General features: G+C 43.2%; 18 protein-coding genes. 2 read left to right on the plus strand and 16 right to left on the minus strand.

Annotated elements, in window-relative coordinates; translation table 11 throughout:
• Both J6I68_RS09515 and J6I68_RS09520 read right to left on the minus strand, forming a co-directional pair.
• On the minus strand, positions 1-2,222 hold a 2,222-nt coding region (locus tag J6I68_RS09515), incomplete at its 3' end, for a hypothetical protein (protein ID WP_292219940.1).
• A 31-nt stretch (positions 2,223-2,253) separates the two neighbouring features.
• On the minus strand, positions 2,254-2,571 hold the full coding sequence (locus J6I68_RS09520; protein ID WP_120738346.1) for a hypothetical protein: 318 nt from the start codon (positions 2,569-2,571) through the stop codon (positions 2,254-2,256).
• A gap of 161 nt (positions 2,572-2,732) precedes the next feature.
• Here J6I68_RS09520 and J6I68_RS09525 point away from each other — a divergent pair, with 161 nt between their 5' ends.
• Both J6I68_RS09525 and J6I68_RS09530 read left to right on the plus strand, forming a co-directional pair.
• Positions 2,733-3,662, plus strand: coding sequence for a DUF2156 domain-containing protein (locus J6I68_RS09525; protein WP_292219942.1), 930 nt, complete (start codon positions 2,733-2,735; stop codon positions 3,660-3,662).
• Positions 3,663-3,734: 72 nt separating this feature from the next.
• A complete protein-coding gene (locus J6I68_RS09530; RefSeq protein WP_292219943.1) occupies positions 3,735-5,237 on the plus strand; it encodes a DHH family phosphoesterase in 1,503 nt (500 codons plus the stop codon).
• Here J6I68_RS09530 and J6I68_RS09535 read toward each other — a convergent pair whose 3' ends face one another.
• The 14 genes from J6I68_RS09535 to J6I68_RS09600 all read right to left on the minus strand — a co-directional run bounded on the left by J6I68_RS09535 (position 5,238) and on the right by J6I68_RS09600 (position 22,798).
• Positions 5,238-8,336: a TIR domain-containing protein gene (locus J6I68_RS09535; RefSeq protein WP_292219944.1), complete on the minus strand. Its 3,099-nt coding sequence runs from the start codon at positions 8,334-8,336 to the stop codon at positions 5,238-5,240. It lies immediately after the preceding gene.
• A 177-nt stretch (positions 8,337-8,513) separates the two neighbouring features.
• Positions 8,514-9,614 (minus strand): hypothetical protein, encoded by a 1,101-nt coding sequence (locus J6I68_RS09540; RefSeq protein WP_292219945.1) that lies wholly within the window; start codon positions 9,612-9,614, stop codon positions 8,514-8,516.
• 131 nt (positions 9,615-9,745) lie between these two features.
• Positions 9,746-11,527, minus strand: coding sequence for an MATE family efflux transporter (locus tag J6I68_RS09545; protein ID WP_292219946.1), 1,782 nt, complete (start codon positions 11,525-11,527; stop codon positions 9,746-9,748).
• A 100-nt stretch (positions 11,528-11,627) separates the two neighbouring features.
• Complete coding sequence (locus J6I68_RS09550) at positions 11,628-12,962, minus strand: MATE family efflux transporter (protein WP_292219948.1); 1,335 nt, start codon at positions 12,960-12,962, stop codon at positions 11,628-11,630.
• A 39-nt stretch (positions 12,963-13,001) separates the two neighbouring features.
• Positions 13,002-14,804, minus strand: a complete 1,803-nt coding sequence (gene argS, locus J6I68_RS09555) for an arginine--tRNA ligase (RefSeq protein ID WP_292219949.1) — start codon at positions 14,802-14,804, stop codon at positions 13,002-13,004.
• 21 nt (positions 14,805-14,825) lie between these two features.
• Positions 14,826-15,800 (minus strand): zinc ribbon domain-containing protein, encoded by a 975-nt coding sequence (locus tag J6I68_RS09560; RefSeq protein WP_292219950.1) that lies wholly within the window; start codon positions 15,798-15,800, stop codon positions 14,826-14,828.
• A gap of 38 nt (positions 15,801-15,838) precedes the next feature.
• On the minus strand, positions 15,839-16,528 hold the full coding sequence (locus J6I68_RS09565; protein WP_292219951.1) for an epoxyqueuosine reductase QueH: 690 nt from the start codon (positions 16,526-16,528) through the stop codon (positions 15,839-15,841).
• Positions 16,525-17,916, minus strand: coding sequence for a shikimate dehydrogenase (gene aroE, locus J6I68_RS09570; RefSeq protein ID WP_292219952.1), 1,392 nt, complete (start codon positions 17,914-17,916; stop codon positions 16,525-16,527). The genes J6I68_RS09565 and aroE overlap by 4 nt, the downstream gene beginning before the upstream one ends.
• Positions 17,917-17,927: 11 nt before the next feature.
• Positions 17,928-18,797 (minus strand): prolipoprotein diacylglyceryl transferase, encoded by an 870-nt coding sequence (gene lgt, locus J6I68_RS09575; RefSeq protein WP_292219954.1) that lies wholly within the window; start codon positions 18,795-18,797, stop codon positions 17,928-17,930.
• A 41-nt stretch (positions 18,798-18,838) separates the two neighbouring features.
• The gene (gene ychF, locus J6I68_RS09580) at positions 18,839-19,936 is read right to left on the minus strand and encodes a redox-regulated ATPase YchF (protein ID WP_292219955.1); all 1,098 of its coding nucleotides are present in this window, start codon (positions 19,934-19,936) and stop codon (positions 18,839-18,841) included.
• 108 nt (positions 19,937-20,044) lie between these two features.
• Positions 20,045-21,175 (minus strand): tyrosine-type recombinase/integrase, encoded by a 1,131-nt coding sequence (locus tag J6I68_RS09585; RefSeq protein ID WP_292219956.1) that lies wholly within the window; start codon positions 21,173-21,175, stop codon positions 20,045-20,047.
• A 131-nt stretch (positions 21,176-21,306) separates the two neighbouring features.
• A complete protein-coding gene (locus tag J6I68_RS09590) occupies positions 21,307-21,561 on the minus strand; it encodes an excisionase (protein ID WP_292219958.1) in 255 nt (84 codons plus the stop codon).
• Positions 21,555-22,139, minus strand: a complete 585-nt coding sequence (locus J6I68_RS09595) for a hypothetical protein (protein WP_292219960.1) — start codon at positions 22,137-22,139, stop codon at positions 21,555-21,557. The genes J6I68_RS09590 and J6I68_RS09595 overlap by 7 nt, the downstream gene beginning before the upstream one ends.
• Before the next feature lie 11 nt (positions 22,140-22,150).
• Positions 22,151-22,798, minus strand: a complete 648-nt coding sequence (locus tag J6I68_RS09600) for a Rha family transcriptional regulator (protein ID WP_292219962.1) — start codon at positions 22,796-22,798, stop codon at positions 22,151-22,153.
• Positions 22,799-23,235 lie beyond the last annotated feature (437 nt).

Raw genomic sequence — 23,235 nt, forward strand, 5'->3', positions numbered from 1 at the left:
AGATCCTGCTCTGCATCTGCATACTGTTTTTGTAGTTTTTCAAGATTCTCATTGGCTTTATTAGCATTTTCAGCAGCCTTACCCTTTAAGCTGTTAAGCTCAGAGATAAGTCCTGCCACGCTCAGGTCATTAAGTCTTGCAGCCTCTGCTTCATCAATATCCTTAAGTCCAAGGTAACCTGCTATATCCTCAACACCAAGAGCAGTCGTTGCTTTTATTGTCTTCCTGCTCTTTAGGCTCTTTGAAACAACTTCATCTATTGCCTTATTAAGGTCATCAACCTTCTCCTGAGCCTTGTTAGCTGCTGCCTGAGCCTTATCAGTCTCTTCCTTGTACTGGGCATATTTTGTGATAAGCTGGGCAGCGTCATTGTCAGTCTTATTACCTGTAATGAAGGCATTAAGAGCTTTACTGTTTGCAACAACATCACCTATCTTACTATCAAGCTTACCATCAATGTGCCACTTATATACATCTGTGCCGCGATTAGTATACTTATCGATATTCTTGTCGGACGCTATGATCAGGCAGTTAGCATCATGTAGGAGACTGTTGTGGTTCTGTATGACCTTGGTAAGTTCGAATCCATTATATGAAGTAAATTCAGGTTTCTCAGGATTACCAGTACTTACAGCCAGATCTCCTGCCTTTATCAGTTCATCCCTTATGATCAATTGCTGCTTTCCATCTTTATCAATGTAGCTGTAGACGTCTAGCTTGCCAGCCTTGAAACTTTTATTTCTTTCGGAATTGGAAAGATCATTTTTATCAACATTATTTGCCGGATTATTGTAGTAATCGATTATATACTGATTTGCCTGTACTTCAATTGTATCCTTTTCAAATACTACGATGCCCGGCTGGCCTGCACTAATATTAGTCTTATCATAGTTCTGCCTTATGAGAGAATCCCAGTTAAAGTACTTGGTTGCATTTTCAACTATATTTCCATCCTTATCTTTGTAGGTAAGATTCAGCTTTGTATAGTTATACTCCTGTCCATCAACACCTTTCTTTGATGGTTCAAATGTATAATCAATAACTTCAAGTCCAAGTACCTGAGGAATATAGTAATTGATCACTACATTTCTCATGGTCTCTCTGCTCTGCTCTAAATTATCTTTGCTCCATGAAGCCTTCCATGCATTGTCATCATTAGCGCCCATGCGCGTAGCCATGGTATTGGCCTTCTTCTCATCTTCAAGCTTATCCTGAACAACGCTTAAGGCTCCAGCAAGGTTATCTACCTTGTCCTTAGCTGCATCGACACTTGCCTGAGCATCCTGTGCTGCGCTAGCTGCAGCGTTTGTCTTAGCTTCAAATCTCTCCTCTGCTTCATCAAGGGCTGCCTGTGCAGTCTCAAGGTTTTTAAGAGCCGCCTCATACTCCGCTGTAAGTCTGTCGTAAAGAGCCTTCCTAAGCGCCAGATCCTGCTTTGCCTCATCTACAAGCTGCTCAAGGTCCTTGTACGCCTCTTTTGCCTCATCTATGCTATTTGCTGTCTGGATGGAATCCACAAGCAAAGCAGACTTTTGGCTTGCAAGCTGGGTATCTTCAAGCATCTCATTGGCTGTCTGATTTATAGCCTCCGCACAGTCCAGCATCTCCCTCTGCTCTTCTTTTACTGTGTCAAAAGAGCTCTCGGCTGCCTTATTCTCTTTTTCCGCCTCCACCAGATTATCCTTGGCGTCAGAAATATTCTGGGAAGCATTCTCAAGATCTGTTGTAGCTGCTGCTATCTCCTGACCATCAGCTGTTGTTGTATCCATAACCACATTTTCAGCTGTCTCTATAAGGTCAGAAACAGCCTTCTGTGAGGATTCTGCCACATCAGTAACAGCTGCTGCCTCTATATTCTTGGATGCATCTCCATTAAGGATAATATCCGCTGCTGCCTCTGCAGTTTCCATAGCAGCTGGAGCTTCATTAGCCGCCTCCTGTCCTGCTTCAACAGCAGCCTGCTCTACGGCACCCGAAGAAGCGCCACTATCAGATACGGCTTCCTGTGCCACATCTGCCGCTTCCTGAGCATCATTTGTTACTGGTTCATAGCTGTCACCAGTCTCTACAGTGCTCTCGTGACTTGATCCGCCATCTCCCGGCTCTTCAAGATCAGCGTCGCTTGCATACGCAGTAATAGGTGTCTGTATGGCCATCATGGCTGAAATGCCTATGGTCAGGGCAGACACTAGTTTCCTATTGGTTATTTCCCTTCTTTTCATGAGATGCCTCCTCCAAGTAACCTTTACCTAATTATTCTTCATCCCCACCGATATGCTCAAACAGATACTGAAGCACATCAGGAGTAAACTTTCTTGCCTTAAAGGCAACAGATTTCTTTTCTCCCTCTTCCTGGTCCTCTCTGACTGCCTCAGCGTACATGATCATGGTCTCAGCAACAACGATCATATCTCTTCCCACAAGATTTGGAATCCTCTTATCTACTGTGATAGCGATTCCAAGAGGACTGATGTTCTTAACCTGGCCGTAGTACTTGTGAAGTGTCTCTTTGTCTACAATGACACTGTTTGCAAGGAATTCAACTCGGTTAATAGTTCTTCTCTCTAGCATTTTAATATCCCCCTTAATGAGTGATTATTTTTTTCTAATACTTATTATATCGAAATATAGATAAACCGCGGCATTTTTTTGAATAAAATTATGTCAAAATTTTCTATTGTGCACAATTTAATTGCAGTGTATAATGTTCCCAAGCATAGAAAGGAACTATTATGACTACACAGCTGATATTTAAAACACCGTCTTTTGACGACACTTCAAAGCTCTCGCAGATATATTCACTAAGAAGCAACAAGACCTGTGACAGCACAATACTTGATACATATATATGGAAAAACTTTTATAATGCCAAGATCTACATGGAGGAAAATGCTGCCCTTATCCTTATGAAGGATGAGGATGGATATTTCGCCGCAATGCCCTACTGCAGGGAAGAAGAACTCCCCCATTACTTTGAAATGCTAAAAAGGTATTTTAACGATACTCTCCATGCTCCCTTAAAGATCCATCTTGCAGATGAGGATGCCATGGAGAAGCTATCTCTTTTCACTGACCCCGAATATGAGGTTACGGAAGAAACCGACCTTAAGGACTACCTCTACAACGCAGAGGATCTTCGAACCCTTCCGGGAAAGAAATTTCAGAAAAAAAGAAACCTTATAAACAAGTTCATGAAGGAATATGAAGGTCGCTGGTCCTATGAGACCATGTGCTGCACTGATGAATACTTCCTTGAGCTGTTCATGAACAAGTGGGTTGATGAAAGGTTAAAAGACGGTATCGAGAGCCGTGACACTCTCCTTAGTGAAAAGGAAGGTGTCTTAGACATCCTTAGAAACTGCGACAAGATCACCTTCAGGGTTGGAGGCATTTTCATAGACGATAATCTTGAAGCCTTCTGCATCGGCTCCTACAACAGGAAAGAGAAAATGGTGGTTGTAAGTACAGAAAAAGGCAACTTGGATATTCCTGGTATCTATCAGGTCATTAACCAGCAGTACCTTCTAAACTCCTATGAAGACGCAGAGCTGGTAAATAGAGAGGATGATATGGGAATCGAAGGTCTTCGCCAGGCAAAGGAAAGCTACAACCCTATTGGCTATGCAAGGAAGTTCAAGGTGGTACAAAAGGGCGCCTTCTGATATATTTAGCCCTTCCCCGGTCCATTTTTATGTTACAATTTTTAGGTAAAAACTATTTCCGGGGGAAATCAAATGAAACTTAAGGATCTATGCTCTTTTAACAATATAGTGATCCAGTGCCACGACAATCCTGACGCAGACGCCCTTGCTTCAGGATTTGGCCTGTACACCTACTTCAAATCTCAGGGCAAGGACGTGAGGTTCATCTACAGAGGCCGCAATAAGATTCAGAAAAGTAACCTTATGATCATGCTTGATGAGCTTAATATTCCTGTAGAATATGAGCCTGACTTTGATGATGAGCCGGAGCTTTTGGTGTGCGTTGACTGCCAGTACGGCCAGAGAAACGTAACCACCACCAAGGCTAAAAACGTAGCCATCATCGACCATCATCAAAAGACTGTGGAGCTTCCTGCCCTTTCGGAGGTAAGGAGCAATATCGGCAGTGCCTCCACTGTTGTCTGGGACATGATATGTGCTGAAGGTGATGAGGCAAAAGAGCTTATAGCAGACAATAAAGACCTATCCACTGCGCTGTACTACGGCCTGTATACAGATACAAACAAGTTATCCGAGGTATCCCACCCACTGGATAGGGATATGCTGGATGACCTTTCTATTGAAAAAAGCCTCATCGTTAAGATGAGCAATTCAAACATTTCCCTGGGAGAGCTTAAGATAACAGGAAAAGCCATTCTTGGCTACGAATACTACGGTGACAGGAAATACATGATCATCAATGCTGAGCCCTGCGACCCCAACATCCTTGGGGTAATGAGCGACTTCTCTTTGGAGACAGCAGGGGTTGATATCTGCCTTGCTTACTATGAGCGTCCTGAAGAAGTTAAGTTTTCTGTAAGGAGCTGCACCAAGGAAGTCCACGCCAATGAGCTGGCTGCATTCCTGGCTGAAGGAATCGGCGGTGGAGGCGGACACATCTACAAAGCCGGCGGCTCAATAAGGCCTGAAAAGATTGATGATTTTTCTGCAGATGAGATCTTTAAGGAAAGAATGCAGGACTACTTCGATAGCTTTGATGTTATTTATGCCGAGGATACAACTCTTGACTCTTCAGACATGCTGCTATACGAAAAAGTTCCTGTGGACAGAGGATGCGCAAAGCTCACTGACCTCTTCCCTGTAGGAACCCTGGTTTCCATCAGAACCCTTGAGGGAGACGTTGACGTAAAGGTTGAAGAAGACCTTTATGTAATGATCGGAATTGAAGGGGAAATATACCCCATAAAAGAAGAAAAGCTCCTTAAGAGCTATACCATGAAGGATACCCCATATGAAGCCACTTTTGAGTATCCACCCAGCATCAAGGATATTTCCACTGGTAAAAAGAAACATCTCATGGAATACTCAAGAAGCCTTGCAGTAGTTGGTGCTTCTTCCACCAATATCTACGCAAGGCCTCTTAAAAAAGGTGTTAAAGTCTTTACCGCCTGGGATAAAGAAAAATACTATCTTGGTAATGTAGGAGACTATATCGCCTTTAGAGAGGACGACCCCCACGATATCTATGTCATTAAGGGCAGCCTTTTTGACAGACTGTATAGAAAAGCAACCTGATCAGCCGCTTATACCATACATTGACATCTGATCCTCACTCATCTCTTCGCCCTGAAGATAATCTTTTGTTTTCTGGATCAGGCGCTCAACGCTGTAGTGCTCAAAATAACCAATCTTGCCTTCCTTCCTGCTCTTATCATAACTGTAGGTAAGGAAGGTATCTGTTTCTTTATCCCATCCAAGACAGTACAATATCCTTGTTGTCTCGATCCAGGAATCAGTCTCAATGATATCCAGGATATCTCCCACTTTCACATATAACAGCCCATGCTCTTCATCCACTTCAAAGGATGAATCATACATGTAAGACATGTAAGAAACGGAAAGATCAGTCTTACCTAAAAATTCTCCTGTTTCTGCATTATATCTGAACAGGGTTCCATTTTCATATGCAATAAGAAGAAGCTTCTGACCACCAATCTCTTCTATCTTCATGGTAAGTGGATCCACATTGCCACAGGATATCTCAGAAATAAGGTTTTCATCCTCATCAAAGAGCCTTATTATCTCAGAATTGGACAAAGCAAGGATCTTATTGTCCTTATCTCCTGCCACATAAGTTGTCTTACCCCAGTCTTCTGAAAGCTTAATCTCTGAGTAAGTTTCATTGTCCATGTGTACAAGATAATCTGTCTCTGCGCGAACATATACATTGTTGGACTCAGGGATGAAGTAAAGGTCCTGCCCCCAATCAGGCAAAAGCACAGTCTTTTTATTCCCTGTAGCAAGATCCATCTCTTCTACTTTGTTTTCATTGCCAGTTTTGGTATCAAGATAAACAATCTTTCCATCTGCCATGACAGCCTTAGGCTCAAAATCCCAGGAGTCGTCGTTGATAAGGATCTTATCAATTTTCTTACTCTCTATGTCAATCTTGGTTATCTCAAACCTTGAGTCTGCGCTGCTTGCAAGGTACATTACATTGTTATAAACTCCAAGGACTTTATAGTTCCTTGCTTCAAGGCCATCAGTAAGAGTCACCTCTCCAAGGTAGTTCTTTTCCTTGGTATCTACAAAAAACACTTTGCAGCCACTGTCAGTCTCTGTAAGAACGCACAGTACGTTTCCTGCACTGCAGTACTTGATGTCATCAAGGTTAAACTCTGGAACGCTTTCAATACCTTTCCAGTCCTCGTCATAGATTCCGGATGCGTAGTAAACTATCTCGCTGCTTAAGTACCCACGGACATAAACACCATTTCCAACAACTGCATCTGAGAGGTTATCCATAAACCTCTTAAGAAGCGCAACTCCCTTGGTTTCTCCCATTGTGCTGGGGCTTCCTGTTGCACCACCCTGGGTTATGAATAAAAGCTCTCCGTCCTTGTCAATGTCGCTGGCATCGATGATCGAGTCATTTAATCTGTAGTCTCCCAGTTCCTCTCCCGTCTGAGGATTCCAGAGCTTACAAGTATCTCCTGTATAGTAGGCAATATTTCCGTTTGACATAGGAACGAACCTGGATTTGATGCTGACATCATAGCTTACAAGTTCAGATTCCCAGTCAAGAGAAAGAGTCCCTGATGAAAAGCAGTCAACATGCGAGTGTCCGTCTGTAACAAAGTCATAGTCATACATTTTTGAACTGCTGGTGCCACTTTCATAAGGAGGTACGTCAAGGAGCACCTTATCACCTACATACAGTATCTGACGTGCCCAACCTTTTTGCTCTTCTGAATCTATAAGCTGGCCACTTTCTACGTCATACTCATGAAGCGTAAATACACCATCACCAAATCCATAGCCTGGCGAAGTTGTAAAGGCGATCTTTTTCCCATCCTCTGAAACTGCAAAATGGCTGATATAAACTCTTTCCGTTGCATCCTCGGCAGTCATAGTAAAGCTCTTATTAACAGTGCCATCTTTCATTGATATGACATCTACATCTGAATCACCGGTAATTACAAGAATAGTGTCATCCTTATAAGGGAAAACTCCACTTACATAGCTGTATTTGTATTCGCCCTCGCCATCTTCAAGATTCCATATGTTTTCACCAGTTGTAAGGTCAAAAGCTCTTACGCTCCTGCGGCAGTTGATCACCAATTTGTCATTTCCGATAAGATAATAGTCATCAGCTTCCTGCTGGTAATCGTCATAGTAAAGAACCTGTTTATGCGTTTTGGCATCCCATGCGATGATAACGTTACCTGCATCCTTCGCTACGAAGTAGCGTCCATCAGATGTTAGCTTCATATCACTTACATGATTTGGCATCCTGTAGTTCCAGACAGGTGCAATTGAACTTCCCTCAAGAGACTGATAAGCCATCGAAGCCTGTGTTATCGCTTTTATGGCCTCAGGAGTTACCGGCCGCTCGTCTCCTTCACCATCCGGAAGGGCGAAAAGAGCCAGCTGCATAGCTTCAAGTCTGTCCTCATCATTAAGGACCTTCTCCGACTGATTAGCAAGATATCTTGACTGATTCTTTAGGGACTCTAAATAGTTCTTTTGAATAAGGGTGTTGCTGTAGAGCATATATCCCGCAAACCCAAGAGACAGTGCCATTACGCCCCCTGCAATAGCAGACAGTCTTCTCATCTTGTACTGGCGGTGTCTGTTTATAAGCTCGTCATAGGAACAGCCTATGAGCGCTGCCGCCATACGAGGAAGTTCCTCTGCCTTAGCTCTTCTGTATGGGAGACGATAGTCACAGGATAGAGGCTCAAAGGGCATTTCCACGGTGCGCTTAACGCCGTCCTCATCCACCACTTCCTTTTTACCAGTCAAAAGAACTTTCGGTATGACCTCATATGGCTCACCATCCGCCAGAACTGTAAGAATCTGGTTCATGGTGTGGTTCTTTAAAAATACTTCTATCTCTCTTTCAACCCAGGTGGACTTCTTGGTATTAGTTGAGCAGATAACTATAAGATAATCTGCATTGTAAAGGGCCTGGGAAATAGTATCGTTAAGATCACTTGTAATTGGCAGCTCGTCCTTATCCCTGAAGATCCTGTCAATCTTCTTAACTCCTGTAGACTTCTGGATCTTCCTTGGAATATGATAGTGCTCCAAGTCCCTTACTATTGAAGCAGCTATCTTATTATCAAGATCTGCGTGCTTGTATGATATAAATGCATTGAAATGATTGATCATTTTACCTCTCCAATCTTTTAAAAACACAGCCGTGCAATTATACCATATAGCGAACAATTTTGACACATAAAAAAAGTCTCAGGACAAGACAAGACACGGGGACGGTTCTACTGTCTTATTGCGCGCAATAAGACAGTAGAACCGTCCCCGTGTCTTGTCCGTCCCCATGTCTTGTCTTTAAACTGATACATCAAAGCCGCCGCTTATTGTGGGAGCTGGCATGGCGCCCGCTGCGGCACCTGGCATGCTGATAACCGGATGAACGGAAGGGGCATCAGCTTTAAATACTGCTGATACTGAAGATGGTGATGAACCACCCATGGCTCCAGAAATACCGCTGACTGTTTTACTCTTTTCGTGTTCCATAATACCCTTTAAATACTCTTTGTCAGCTTCTGCTATTTCTTTGAGCTCTTTGTAGCGGTGCTTGATCTTGAGCATCTTAAGATCTTCCTCTGACATATTTGGGTCTGGTGCGAATGTGGATTCTGCAAGCTCAGTAAGGTCCATCTCTTCCATCATCTCATCCATGGCATCCATAAGCTGATCCATCATATCATCAGTGGAGGTTGCAAACTCTTCTGCAGAAATCTGTTGTTGCTCAGCCATAGTTTCCTGCATTTCCTGCATCTGAAGAGCCATCTCATACTGGTAATCTTCCATATTCTCCTGAATATCATATGCTTCATCCTCAGGTACTTCACCCTCAGGATATTCCTCGGGTTCTTCAGTATCTTCTTCCTGGGATCTGTCTTTTTCTTCAATCTCTTCCATCTGACCGGAAAGCCCCTGACCATGTCTTTCAATCATCTCTTCCTGCTCTAGATGACTTACTTTCTTCTTCGCAACTTTTTCCATTGCTTTAGCATGGTCTATTGCAAGCTGGATTTCTTCCTCGTCGTACTCACCACTGCCCTTAAGGCGTTTTAATCTGTTTATTTCTCTTTTTGCTGCCTGAACAGCTTTCCTTGCAGAAACAGATGTCTTACTTCTTATTATCTGTGAAGATATCTTTTTAAAGCTGTACTGGAGCTTTTTCTTTTCAAGAGATGACTTTTCAGTCTTAGCCCTTGAAGCGCTGAGTTGCTGAGCATAAGCCATACTCTGGTCCACAACGCTCTGGGATATCTTATCATTTAATCTGTTTTGGGATTCAAATCTGCGTAGAGAATTTGCTGATGGATTGGACGCACTATTTTTAGCAGCACCAGAATTTGTTCCGGTTCTGCCAAACATATTGGCACTTTGAAGTTGATGATGAACTGATCCAACTATCATCCCTGCATCCTCCGTGACGCATGTGGCCATAGATATCCTTATCACTATGTTTATCGGATGTAAGGTAAGAAAAGTTTATACTTCGGATAAAAAAAGTCCGCCAGTAAATGGCGGACTTGAAATATGGCTTGCTATAGTTTGATAGTCAGAACATTAAGCCCAAGTACGTTCTGGTAGGTGAAATCCTTGGCGATCTTGTAGATCATTCTAAGTCCAATATTCTTGGTCTTATCCTCCGGATCAGCAATTCTCTGTCTCTGGACAGGATCAAATGGCTGGCAGTCATCCTTGATACACAGGATCACATCCTCATCCTTTACAATGGCTCTCGCTGTGAGATTATGAGGCTTACTGTCCATAGTAAAACCATGGCTTACTACGTTTCCAGCCATCTCTTCAAGAGAAAGGCTGGCAAAATAAGCTCTGCGCTGATCAATGCCTTTGTCTGTGCAGAATTTCTGTACTGTCTCAGAGGTACCTGTAACATCCTCCATCTTGCGAACACTTAGCTCTATTCTGTGATCGTCATCAACTCCAAAGTCTGCAGGTATTACCATTAGTTCATCCATTGTTGATGGAATCTTTTTATTCTTGATAATGGAATACGCAATAACTACAAGCAGGCAGAAAACGCCGTTGAGTACATTTGCAATATAAACTGCATTCATTCCACTAAAAGGTATCAGCAGGGCTGTGAAGGCGCAAACACACACAAACCCATCCAGTATCGCATACAGGTGGACCATGAACTTCTTGTTTGAGGCAAGGGCATAGCAGCTAAAGTGCATGAGCCATACAGAAAATGGCATACACAAAGGAAGTATCCTGTATCCCCACATTGTCATGTCAAATACCGGGTCCGCCGTGTTCTGATAGAACACCATGGTAAATGGTCTTGCCATGATGATGATAAACGCTGAAATTGCACACTGAAGTGGGATAAACCTATAGATTGCAGTTCTCATGACATTGGTAAGTGTGGTCCTGTCCTCTTCTCCTACGCTTACACTCATCATCATTCTTGACACATTCAGCATTCCTGCAGGTATTGCCCAAAAGAAAGCCATGATAGCATTGGAGGCTGCAAAAGCTGATATTCCGGCACTTCCCACATAAGCAGTTATAAGGCCGTTAACAATAAAGCCTCGTATAGTCTGGTATCCGTTTCCAATAGCACCCGGGAATCCAATTGTCACGATTTCTTTTGCATCGTCCCATACAAGACCCTTTAGCTTGAGTTTGATCGATGCTTTGGATGTAAAGAAATACTGGACCTGAACCAGCATGAACACCCACATTCCAAGAGAAGCTGCAAGGGCAAGTCCCAGAGCCTCAAGATGCATTACCTGAACAAATATATAGTTAAAAATGAGATTTGCAATGATATAAACAATACTTGCAAGAGTTGTCCTGAAAGCCTTATTTTCAAGCGAAAGAAATGCTGCAAGCTGATTGCCTACAAACAAAGGAAATACTCCAAGAGCCTGACCAATGATGAAGCTGTTAAACACTGCCCTTGTCGCATCATCCGGAGCAATGGCACCTGTAAGGTCAAAAACCCCCATCACGATCAGCACCGCTGCTACAGCTATAGATATAATTGTGCACAGGATGATATCCAGCGTAAAGACATTCTGCATCTGGTCAACCTGATTCTTGCCCATATACTTTCCGCAAATAACTACTGCACCTGTCATGAGCATCGTACTTATGGAATTGACCAGCAGATTTATCGGGTTGTACAGTCCCACTGCACTCATGGCAGCTTCGCCAACATAGTTAGTGGCAAAAATACCTGTAACTATGCCGTTTATAGCTCCGATAGACATAAGCAGTACCTGCACAGGAAGTAGCCTGAACAACAGCTTTGCAGTCATGCTAAAATCTGAAACTTCCCCTTTATTCTTTCCCATAGATTGCCTCTTTTCTGACGGTTAACCGATAAGTCACAACTTAATTTTATCATCAAAGAAGCTCACCAACTATTAATCTTTTCTAAAGTCCCCGTGTCTTTCAGACAACTTTATGGATCCACTTGCCCCAGCGGAATCTGATAGTGAAGATAATAGCGCGAATTCCCCAGTCGGAGAACATTCCGATCCAGACGCCCATTGGGCCAATACCTACGACTCTTATAAGGTATGTGGCAAGAGATACTCTAAGAAGCCACATGGTAAGGGTTGCAACGATCATAGAGAACTTTACATCTCCCGCTGCTCTCATACCATAGGCAGTGACAAAGGATGGCGCCCATAAAATTGGCTTGGCTATAGTGATCCATCCAAGCATGTAGATACAAAGGGCTGCGCTTTCTTTTTCCATACCTGCAAGAGCTACTACAGGCCTTGCGATTGCATAGGTGAAAAGACAGCTAGCCAGAATAACAATATATCCCCAGCCTATCATCTTCTTGGTGTAATAGATGGCTTCGTCCTTCCTGCCAGCTCCAAGGCACTGCCCTACGATGGTCATAAGGCCTATACCTACGCCGACACCTGCTACTCCGTTAACGTTTTCAAAGATATTGGCCATAGCCTGAGCTGCAATTGCTGTGGTTCCAAGGATTGAAACCGAGGACTGGATTGCCAGCTTGCCAAACTGAAACATGGAGTTTTCTATACCGTTAGGTATTCCCATGGCAAGGATTCTCTTGATCTTGGAAAAATCAGGCTTCATCCTGTGGAGACTTCCAATCCTGATGATCTGTCCCGGCCTGTGCAGAAGCACAAGAAGAACAGCTGCAGAGAATATCCTGGAAAGCAGCGTAGCAAGCGCCGCTCCAAAAACTCCCATGTTAAGTCCAAAGATAAACAGGGCATTTCCGGCAACGTTAAGTATGTTTGATACAATAGCAACATTCATTGGAAGCCTGCTGTTGCCTTCCGCCCTGAATATAGCACCTCCGGCGGCTGCAAGAGCAATTCCCGGGTAAGACAGTATCGTCATCAGGAAGTATATTGAAGAAGCCCTCATAACGTCAGCGTCTATTTTTCCAAATATCACAGAAAGAAGCTGGTCTCTGAATATCATACATATGAACATCAGGGCAAAAGAAATAAAAGCTGCCACAAGGATAAGCTGCGCAGCCGCATCATTCGCCCTTTTGTGGTCCTTTTGTCCAATGTAGGTGGCACATATGATAACGCCACCTGTAGCAAGGGCTGCAAAAGTCTGTACCACCAGGTTGTTGATGGAATCTACAAGGGATACTCCGGAAAGGGCTGCAGCTCCCACGTTACTTACCATCATTGAATCTGCCATACCCATAAGGGAGTTAAGAAATTGTTCAGCTATAATAGGAATCAGCAACAGGATAAGCTTCCTGTTGCTGAAAATGTGATCATTCATATATTATCTCCGCGATCTAAGCCAGATCCCAGCTACCGCTTACATCCTCTCAGGAGCGTCAAATCCCAAAAGGTCTATGCCAGTTTCCAGAACCTTAAGTGAAACGTTAAGAAGCGCAATATAGCTCTCCTTTTTATTCTCATCCTCTTCAGCAAGGATCTTGGTTCCATGGTAGAAACTGTTAAATGCGTTACTAAGGTCATAGATATATGCACAGATCCTGTTAGGAGCAAGGTCTGCTGCTGCGCTCTCAACTGAATCTGCAAATCTTGTAAGAAGGAGCATAAGATTCTTCATAGCATCGCTGTCAGGGTTATCAAGCTTTGCATCCTTAGCGCTCTTTCCTTCTGCCTCATACTTCTTAAGAATGGACTTGATACGAACAATAGTGTAAAGAATGTATGGGCCTGTGTCTCCCTCAAATGAAGTAAACTTGTCTATATCAAAGATGTAGTCCTTGGCAGGCTGGTTTGAAAGATCGCCGTACTTAAGAGCAGAAAGAGCGATCTTCTTAGCTGTAGCCTTAGCCTCATCATCAGGCATATCAGGGTTAGACTCTTTCACCCTGTTATACATCTTTTCATTGATCTCCTGAACAAGGCTCTCAAGGTGCATTACGCCGCCTTCCCTTGTCTTAAATGGCTTGCCATCCGGACCGTTCATGGTTCCGTTACCAACAAACCTGAGGTCTGTCTCAGGAAGAGTAAGCCTTGTCTTTTTGGCAGTCCTGAATACCTGCTCAAAGTGAAGAGCCTGTCTCTTATCAGTGAAATAGTAAATTGCATCAGGATGGTATTCCTTCATACGCTCCTGGATAGTAGCAAGATCAGTTGTTGCATAAAGAGCTGCTCCGTCAGATTTAAGGATAATGCATGGAGGCATCTCTTTTGTATCAGACTCCTGTGCCACATCAACAACAAGCGCTCCCTGGCTCTCATGAGCATAGTCATGAGACTTCATATAATCAACCATTGAAGGGATGATGTCATGGACATCTGATTCGCCCTTCCACAGGTCGAAATGAACATTAAGGCTGTCATAGTTCTTTTTAAGATCAGGAATAGAAACATTCATGATGTGATGCCAGATAGCTCTATAAGCCTTGTCACCATCCTGCATGCGCTTCGTTGCTTCAAGTGCTGCTGCCTTAAAGTCAGCTGCTGCCTTCTTTTCTTCATCGCTGGCATCATCGCGGACCTTGGTCTTTCCACTTGCTATAGGATAGATATCAGCAAGCTCCTGGATTGTAAAAGGTGGCTCCTTAGGAAATGGACCCTCATGGTTAGGATCAAAGTAAGGCAGCTCTGGATGACGCTCTTTAAGCTCTGTGATGATAAGTCCCATCTGAAGTCCCCAGTCGCCCATATGGATATCGCCAATGACGTTATTTCCTGCGTACTTAAGTATTCTCTTTACAGCCTCACCAATAATGGCTGGGCGAAGATGTCCAACATGAAGAGGCTTAGCAACATTGGCTCCGCCGTAGTCAAGTATGATTGTAGGAGCATGACCTGGCATTGAAACGCCAAGGTGCTTCTCGTGGAGCATTCTTACAACGTATCCTCTTACAAAGTCTCCGGATACTGTGATGTTCAAAAATCCCGGCTTAACAGACTCAACCTTTTCAAACATCTCATTGTCCTGAAGCCTTGCAGCCACATCATCAGCGATGATAAATGGAGCCTTACCATACTTCTTGGCCCCTGACATTGCTCCATTGCACTGATACTCACAAAGATCAGGTCTGTTGGAAATTGTAACCCTTCCAAGCTCACGCTCGTAACCTGCTGCCTCGAAGGCATCTCCTACTTCCTTTGAAATTATCTCAAGTACTTTTTCCAAAATCGTTACCTCTTTCTATAATTACTTAATACCAAAGAAATCATCTATAACATACAGCCATAAGCTAAGAGTGTTGTCTGAGAACATTCCATAGTCTCCCTCTGATGTATACTCGGTATCACCCTCGTTCATGTACACAAACTTCTGGGAGTAGTCCACTGTCCAGGTATCTTCCTTATCATCAACCTCTACGCCGTAATAGTAAGTTGTAGGCTCCTCTGTAGAATACATACAGTAGTCAACGTCCATGTCAAGATCACTGAACTCATTGGCAAAGGTCAGGCAGTACATCATTGACTGTTCGAAGTACTCTGGTCCGCTGTTAAGGCTTGAATCAACCAGATGAACCTCTAAGAGCTCGTACAGAAGGTCTCTGTCGATAGTCCTTCCATCTTCCAAAACCGACTCATCGATGTAGTCACAGAACTCGCCAATTGTCTTGTTGCTTTCATTATAAACAGCAGTATTGTCATCTATAACGCCGGCACCTGCAATGTAAACATAATCATCAAAGTATGTGGCATAGGCATACTCATAATCCTCATACTCTGTGTCGTCATCGAATTCAAACTCGTAGTCTTCGTCCTCTGTGAAGTCGTCAAAAAACTCATCAAGCTCTTCATAGTCCTCATTGTCATCAAAGTCTTCGAATCCTTCGGCGGTTTCTATCACGTCCTTAAAATACTTGTAAGCCTTAGCAATGGCCATTCCAGCTGCAATTGATACGACCAAAAGAACTGCAAGAACAATTGCAACTACAGGCCATACCTTACTCTTTTTAGGAGCAACTGGTGGTACATCATAAACAGGCTGAAACGGAACTGCGTTGTTTGTATTTGCGCCCTCATTGTTAGTAGCTGCGCCATTTGCTGTTGCAGCGCTTTCCATCTCAGGATTTGCTGAAGCATTCACTGCTCCTGCCATAACAGGCGCACCGCACTTATTACAGAATTTCTGATCTGGACTTACCTCAGCCCCACAATTTGTACAAAACATTTTTATTCTCCCTCAAACACTCAAATAAACAAGTTGCATTATATTATATCTTTGCTCTGCTTTTCAAGCTCCCTTTGGGCTTTTGAAAAGCTGCATCCGCAAAAGTCCTGTCTGTAAAGTCCAAACATCTGGGACAGTTCAATGGACCTTTTATAGCCGTTTTTCTTTTTAAAATCTGATGGCAAAAATGTTACTCCCTCTTTACCTGCAGCCTCCTGCCCAACTTCATTAAGGACATCGGCGTTTTTTAGGGGGCTGATGGTAAGAGTTGTGGTCATATAGTCAAACCCTTTTTCCCTTGCCACTTTTGCACTCTCAGACAGTCTTAGTTCAAAGCACTTCCTGCAGCGCTCTCCACCTTCCTTGCAGTCTTCGAATCCTTTAACCGCCTCATAGAAATCTGAAGGCCTATAGTCTCCCTCTAAGATTTCAATCTTTCTGGCCTTTGCATCAGAGTTCATTTTGTCAAAAGAGCCTTCTTCTACCTGTCTGTTATACTCAGCAATAAGTCTTTTTTCTTCCTCTACTCTCTTTTTATATTCCCCTTCAGAAGTGATGTTTGGATTGTAAAAGAAAACTGTCACATCAAAGTACTGACGAAGGTATTCAAGGCAATAGGAGGAGCATGGTGCACAGCAGGCGTGAAGAAGAAGCCTTGGATATACGCCCTCTTTTTGAAACTCTTCTATTCTATTTTCTAGTTCTTTTGCGTAATTTCTCTTATTCATATTCCCAGTATACTTATGATCTCACTGGCTACTGCCTCAGGGTCTTTTCCGTCGGTATCAACCACTATATCGGCAGCATCTTCATAGCGCCCAGCTCTCTCCTCTTGAAGCTGTCTGATCTTTGAAAGAGGATCCTCGGTGCGCAAAAGAGGTCTTGAATCATCCCCTTTTATTCTCTCATAAACTTTCTCGGGGCTTGCCTTAAGGAAAACAACTTTTCCAGCTTCTTTAAGGAGCTTTCTGTTTTCCTCCCGAAGTGGAAGTCCTCCTCCAAGTGAGATCACCATGTCTCTCCAGTGGTCAGAAACTATAGTCTTAAGAAGATCTGTTTCCATGTCCCTAAATGCCTCTTCCCCATCTGTAGCAAAGATATCATTGATGGAGCGGCCTTCAGTTGAAACAATGGCGCTGTCTGTATCAAGGATGTCAAGGTCAAGCCTTTCTGAGAGGATATCACTTACTGTTGTCTTGCCGCTCCCCATAAAGCCCTCAAGGATTATGTTCCTTGTTCCGGAAACCTCCATGATAAGGGATCTGTAAACTCTGTCAGCCTGTTCATCGCTTATCCTGATGCCAAGATCAGCATTCCAGAGTTCATAGGCATCAAGTCCCTGGTAAAGGAGCATCTTAAGCCCTGAAAAGACCTTGGCTCCTGCTGCCTTTGAAAGCTTTAAAAACTTGGTCTCAAGTGGCTTGTACACCACGTCAAGAGCTGCATGTACGTGGCGGTAGAACTCTTCATCCTCTATAACTGCGCTGTTTACATCAGGGAAAAGACCTACTGATGTACATTGGATCGCGAAAAAGCTCTTTTCACTTAATAAAACCTGTCTGTAGTCCTTAATATCCATTGGGATGACGCGTGTATCCCCAACTTCATCAGCAATGGCTACAGCCTTCTCAAGGGTCCTGTTAAGGATGTAGACCTTAGAAGCGCCCTTTTGAATACACAAATGAGCAGTTGGCCTTGCAACGCCTCCTGCTCCTAATATTACGACGGTCTCTCCCTCAAGCTCTATGCCTTCCTTTTGCATAGCGCGGTAAAGACCTGTCATGTCCGTATTGTAACCGCGATAGCCGCCCAGTGCCTCATCCCTTACAAGGGTGTTTACCGCACCAATGCTATCAGCCAGTGGATCTATGTATTTAAGGAAGGAAAGAACATCACTCTTATAGGGAACAGTTACGTTCATTCCCTTGATGCCCAGTTCATAGGCTCCCCTTACAGCGTTCTTAAGACCGCCCTCAGCAACTTCAAAGGGCACATACACAAGATTGGTCTCTGTCATGTCTGCCAATGAATTATGTATAAGAGGAGACATGGTATGTCTTACTGGATTTCCGATAATTCCACAGGTGATAGTATTGCCGTCGGTATAATTTGGCATAGGCTGGCTCCTTACGCTTTTTTCTTAAGCCGAATTCTAACTATTATGTCAGTAACAATTGCAAATATCACAAGGCAGATAGCAAGGACCTGCGATACTGGAAGGCCAACTACAGGGATCTTAAGCTGATCCGTCCTAAGGGCCTCAATCCACGCTCTTCCAAGGCCATAGCCTCCAAGGTACAAAAGAATGTTCTCGCCAACAAACTTCCTATGTTTGAAATACAGAAGCATCAAAATAAACAGACACAGGTTCCACAAACTCTCATAAAGAAATGTGGGGCTTACCTGAATATAGTTGGTAGCATCAGACATGTGGGCCTTCATGAGCTCTGTGATCTCTCCAGAGCGCACCATCTCAACAGGAAGTCTCATGGCAAAGAGGTTATCGGTATACTCACCAAAGGCCTCTCTGTTTGTGAAATTGCCCCATCTTCCCATGGTCTGGCCAAACACAAGGCCAAACATTATGGTATCCCCAAGGAGGAAAAAGTTCTTTTTCTTGATCCTTGAGTAGATAAACAGAGTTGTAAATCCTGCTATAACTCCGCCGTAGATGGCAAGGCCACCATTTCTGGTGTTAAAGATTGAAAGAAGATCATCCTTGTAATAATCCCAGGCAAAGATAACATAGTAGAGCCTTGCACCCACGATTGAAAAAATGATTATATAAATTGCCAAATCCCAGTAATCATCAGGGTTCTGGTCTGACCATTTTGCAACTCTTGATATGATCAAAAGAGCTACCAAAAAACCAAGACCAATGATGACGCCGTACATGGCTATTGAAAATCCAAAAACTGAAAAGCTCTTGGGTACATCCTTAAGATATAGCCCTAGGTGTGGAAAGGCTATATCCATCTTCCCCATTATATCTGGCATAAAATCCTCCCTGCTTACAGACTCGAAATTGCCCTGCTATATCAGACGTTGAAACGGAAAAGGATCACATCTCCGTCCTGAACCACGTACTCTTTTCCTTCCATACGGACAAGGCCCTTTTCCTTGGCTGCTGACATGGAGCCCTCTCTTAAGAGATCTTCATAATTAATAACCTCAGCCTTGATAAAGCCTCTCTCAAAGTCAGTGTGGATCTTACCTGCTGCCTGAGGAGCCTTAGTGCCGATCTTGATAGTCCATGCTCTTGTCTCGTCCTCACCTGAGGTTAAGAAGCTCATAAGTCCAAGAGTTCTGTAGCTTGCTGCGATGAGCTTATCAAGACCTGACTCGGTCAGACCAAGGCTCTCAAGAAACTCTGCCTTCTCATCCTCATCAAGCTCAGAGATCTCAGCTTCGATCTGAGCACTGATCACGAACACTTCACTTCCTGACTTGGCAGCAAGGTCTCTGACAGCTGATACGTACTGGTTTGAAGCACCATCGTCTGCAAGGTCATCATCCTTAACATTGGCTGCATAAATAACAGGCTTCCAGGTAAGAAGGTCAAGGCTGTTTACAAAGGCCTTATCTTCCTCATCGTCAAGCTCAAGTTCGCTGGCCATCTTGTTATCTTCAAGGGTAGCCTTGATCTTTTCTAATATCTCAAGCTCTTTTGCTGCGCTCTTGTCCATGCGGGCAAGCTTGGCAACCTTGGCGATCCTTCTCTCAAGAACCTCAAGGTCAGCAAAAATAAGCTCAAGGTTTATTGTCTCAATATCCCTAGCTGGATCTACAGATCCGTCAACGTGTACAACGTTAGGATCATCAAAGCATCTTACAACGTGAACAATGGCGTCTGTCTCACGGATGTTTGCAAGGAACTGGTTTCCAAGTCCCTCACCCTTAGATGCTCCCTTAACAAGTCCTGCGATATCAACGAACTCGATGGTAGCTGGTGTAACCTTCTTGGAGTGGTAAAGATCTCCAAGGAGCTTAAGTCTCTTATCCGGTACTGCAACAACACCAACGTTTGGGTCTATGGTTGCAAAGGGGTAGTTAGCTGCAAGTGCCCCTGCGTTTGTAAGTGAATTAAAAAGTGTGCTCTTTCCTACGTTCGGAAGCCCGACGATTCCTAGTTTCATAATATTCTATATCTCCTTAAATTTCCTTTATTTTATGGGCTTTGCGCATTTTGCGATTTCGACCGGGCACCACAACGGGCACCATCTGTTTTTATTTCGCATCAAGTTTTATACCACTTTTAACGCGTCAGCCACAAGATCAATCTCTCTATGTTTTTCATCTTCCGTTATATGAACGTATAGATTCATTGTGATACCAATGTTGGAATGACCTAAAATCTTCTGCAGTGTCTTAGGCTTCATTCCTCCCTCAATACATCTTGTAGCAAATGTATGCCTGAGCACATGCATTGAAAAATGAGGAATACCTACGCGGTCACAATACTTAAAAAGTCCTGTATCATAAGTACTGTTCTTGACCGGTGTGCCATTTCTGCAAAGAAAGACTATATCTCTCCACTCCATCGGTACGAGCTTTAAGCTCTTATTTTTTACTCTTTGATTCTCCAGGATGCGGATTGCTTCATCAGTAAGAGGAATAGTTCTATAACCTGATTTACTCTTAGGAGGTCCTACTCTCCACTCACCCACCTTATAACGGAACTCCATCGTTCTCTCAATCTTCATGGTACGATTCTCGAAATCGATATCACTCCATTTAAGGCCTATCAGCTCTCCGGTACGAAGCCCAGTCTGTAACACAAAACGATATTGATTCTCATAGCTGTAACCAACTACCGCTTCGAGAAACTTCTTCTGAATATCAATAGTAAGGGCTTCTTTCTTATCAGAAGGCTTTCCCATATCACTCTTTACTGATTTCTTGCAGGGATTTGCGATGAGAACATCATTCTCTCTGGCAAATTCAAGCATGTTGTAAAGTGCTATTCTGGTCTGATAGATTGTAGTCGTCTTATAGCCTTCTTCAGCCATCTTGGAAAAAATCCTCTGACAATGAATCGGTTTAACTTCTGTCAAAAGCTTACTTCCAATAATGTCCTTAATATTGCGTTCATATCGTTCTGAATAGTTTCTTACCGTATTGGGTCTTACTGTCTGCTTCTTGATACTTATCCAATAATCAAACCAGGCATCTACAAGCATATCCGAAGCCTGGTCCAAGTCACTGTGTTCATCAATATAAGTAGCATCAGCAAGCCACTGTCGTACTTCCTGTAGTTTCTTGGATTTCTTTTGTCTTCTTTTACCGAATTTATCAACGAACCTAGCTTGGTATGTTCCATTAGCTCGCTGAACAATTCCTTCTCCAAGCTCCTTTCCTTTGAGATCTTTACCCATTGTAGGCTCCTTTCTAAGTTAAAGAAGCCCTAAATTAGCAGAGTATATTGTACACTAATTAGGGCTTCTTTGCAATGTTGTTTCATTTTTTCTATAGGCTGTAAAGCCCGAGTTTATCGCATTTTCAGCGATTATATCTCAACGTTATCCGAAATATATTTTTCAAATTCCTTACGCTTAACAAGCTTCTTTTTCCCAACATATAAAACAAAAGGACATCTTGGTGATCTAAGCAGGCTCTCAAGCTTGTTGATGCCGATATTGCTATACTCAGCAGCTTCCCTGATAGTCAATGCCACCTTATCCTTTATGGGTACTATCTGAGCCTGTTCTTTCTTATAAAACTCAGACTCCTTGTATTCTTTATCTGTTATAAGGTTTAGCATTCTTCACCTCCGCTGCAATTTATTCTCAGACAATCAATAATCTCTTCAGATATCTCTTCTCGTATCCTCGTAAACTTTCTTCTGACAGAGTCCGTAGAACACTCCTCTTCTTCGGCTATAACTCTGTAGGATTTCCCCTCAGACAAGTGTTTTTTGATGATGATGGAATCCTCTCTGCCAAAACCACTTAAAATATCTTCCAGCAGCTCAAAATCCATCTTCATAATGCTTACCATCCTTATGGTCTCCTCAAATTCAGGTGCATTCTCGATGCCTTTGAGTAGCCCCTTGGATACTTCGCCGGTTTTAAAAGCTTCTTCCAACGCCACATTTGCTACAGCTTCATTGGCTGTGGTATCACTGACAGTCGATGTTTGAACCCGGACTCCCAACTCACCTCGGCTACGGCTTCTCATACGCTCCTGCTCAGACTTGATCTTGTACTCCGTCTTTTTCTCAATCTTGCGGAGCATACCCGGAAAAACCGGGTAATACTCCAACATGATTGACAGCCTCTTCTCAGCAGGTGCCTTTTTATAGCTGTTAAGTAGGTCTGTATCTCTGATCTTCAACGCCATGCTGCACCTCCTCACTGGAACTTCTTCATGTAATACCATTCCAAATACTGTTTACGCTGCTGGAAATCCGGTGTTGAAATAAGAAGTCCGATGTCAACTCTTTGAAGCTGGTCGATAGCTTCGATTTCCTCATTTGTGAGATATGGTCTGATGCTGATGCCTTTCTTTAAGCCATGTTCCTCTCTAACCTGCTTAGCAGTTCTTCCAAGAACAATCCTGTTGAGCATGTCGCATTCATTGGAAAAGTGATATGGCTTTGGATTTTCCTTAATCAGCTGAATATTAGCCGTAAGTAGGGGAAACTCCGATCTTGCCTCCAACAAGCACTTAATAAACTGCTCCATTTCATTAAATTGATTAATATAAGCCTCTTTGAACCGAGCCGCTTTCTCGCCGCGATATCCCATGACTAAAAACGTGAACCCATCTCGAGTCAAGTTATAGCAAGGCCGCTTTTTCCCCTGCGCATCAGTATAAATGGTCAGCTCAAAATTGAGCTGGCGGAATTCTTCGGAGCAATCAAGATTTCTGATGTCCCTGATCACATTACGATGATCCTTTTCAAAAGCCTCAGCTATAGTTAGGCTGTCAACTTTTGCAACTCCACATTTGTCGGCAAATAAGCCGAATTTGTTTTTCGGTACTAATACACTTTTCATACGCTGTCCTTTCCGCCTGGAACTATCAGCGGTAGGATGCAAAAGGAGCCGATATCAATCCACCGACTCCTGCAAACAAAATGAGATGGCGCAGCAAGTAACAGTGGATGCTCTGGAAGATAAACACAGTTACGTTTATATCTTTCCTTATGCATCCCACCATCCTTAATGGCCATCTCAGGCAATGAGATTGTTTTGTGGAAGTAAGTACATTCAGCAAATACGTTTTATCGACGATTTTATTGAGCTATAAAATCATCAATGATAAAATTATTAATTAAGAAAGTATCACTTCCTGTTCTTTGGTTTAGTGAAGAAAGTAAGCATTTTCTCTATACTTCCTTCCCCTACATCTGAATTTTACAAAAACACCCCTCAAAAAAATCGGACAGGACGGACGCTCTCGGACGCTTGTGGACAAAAATGTCATACTAAAT

This window comes from Butyrivibrio sp. (genome assembly GCF_017940685.1).
GTDB lineage: Bacteria > Bacillota > Clostridia > Lachnospirales > Lachnospiraceae > Butyrivibrio.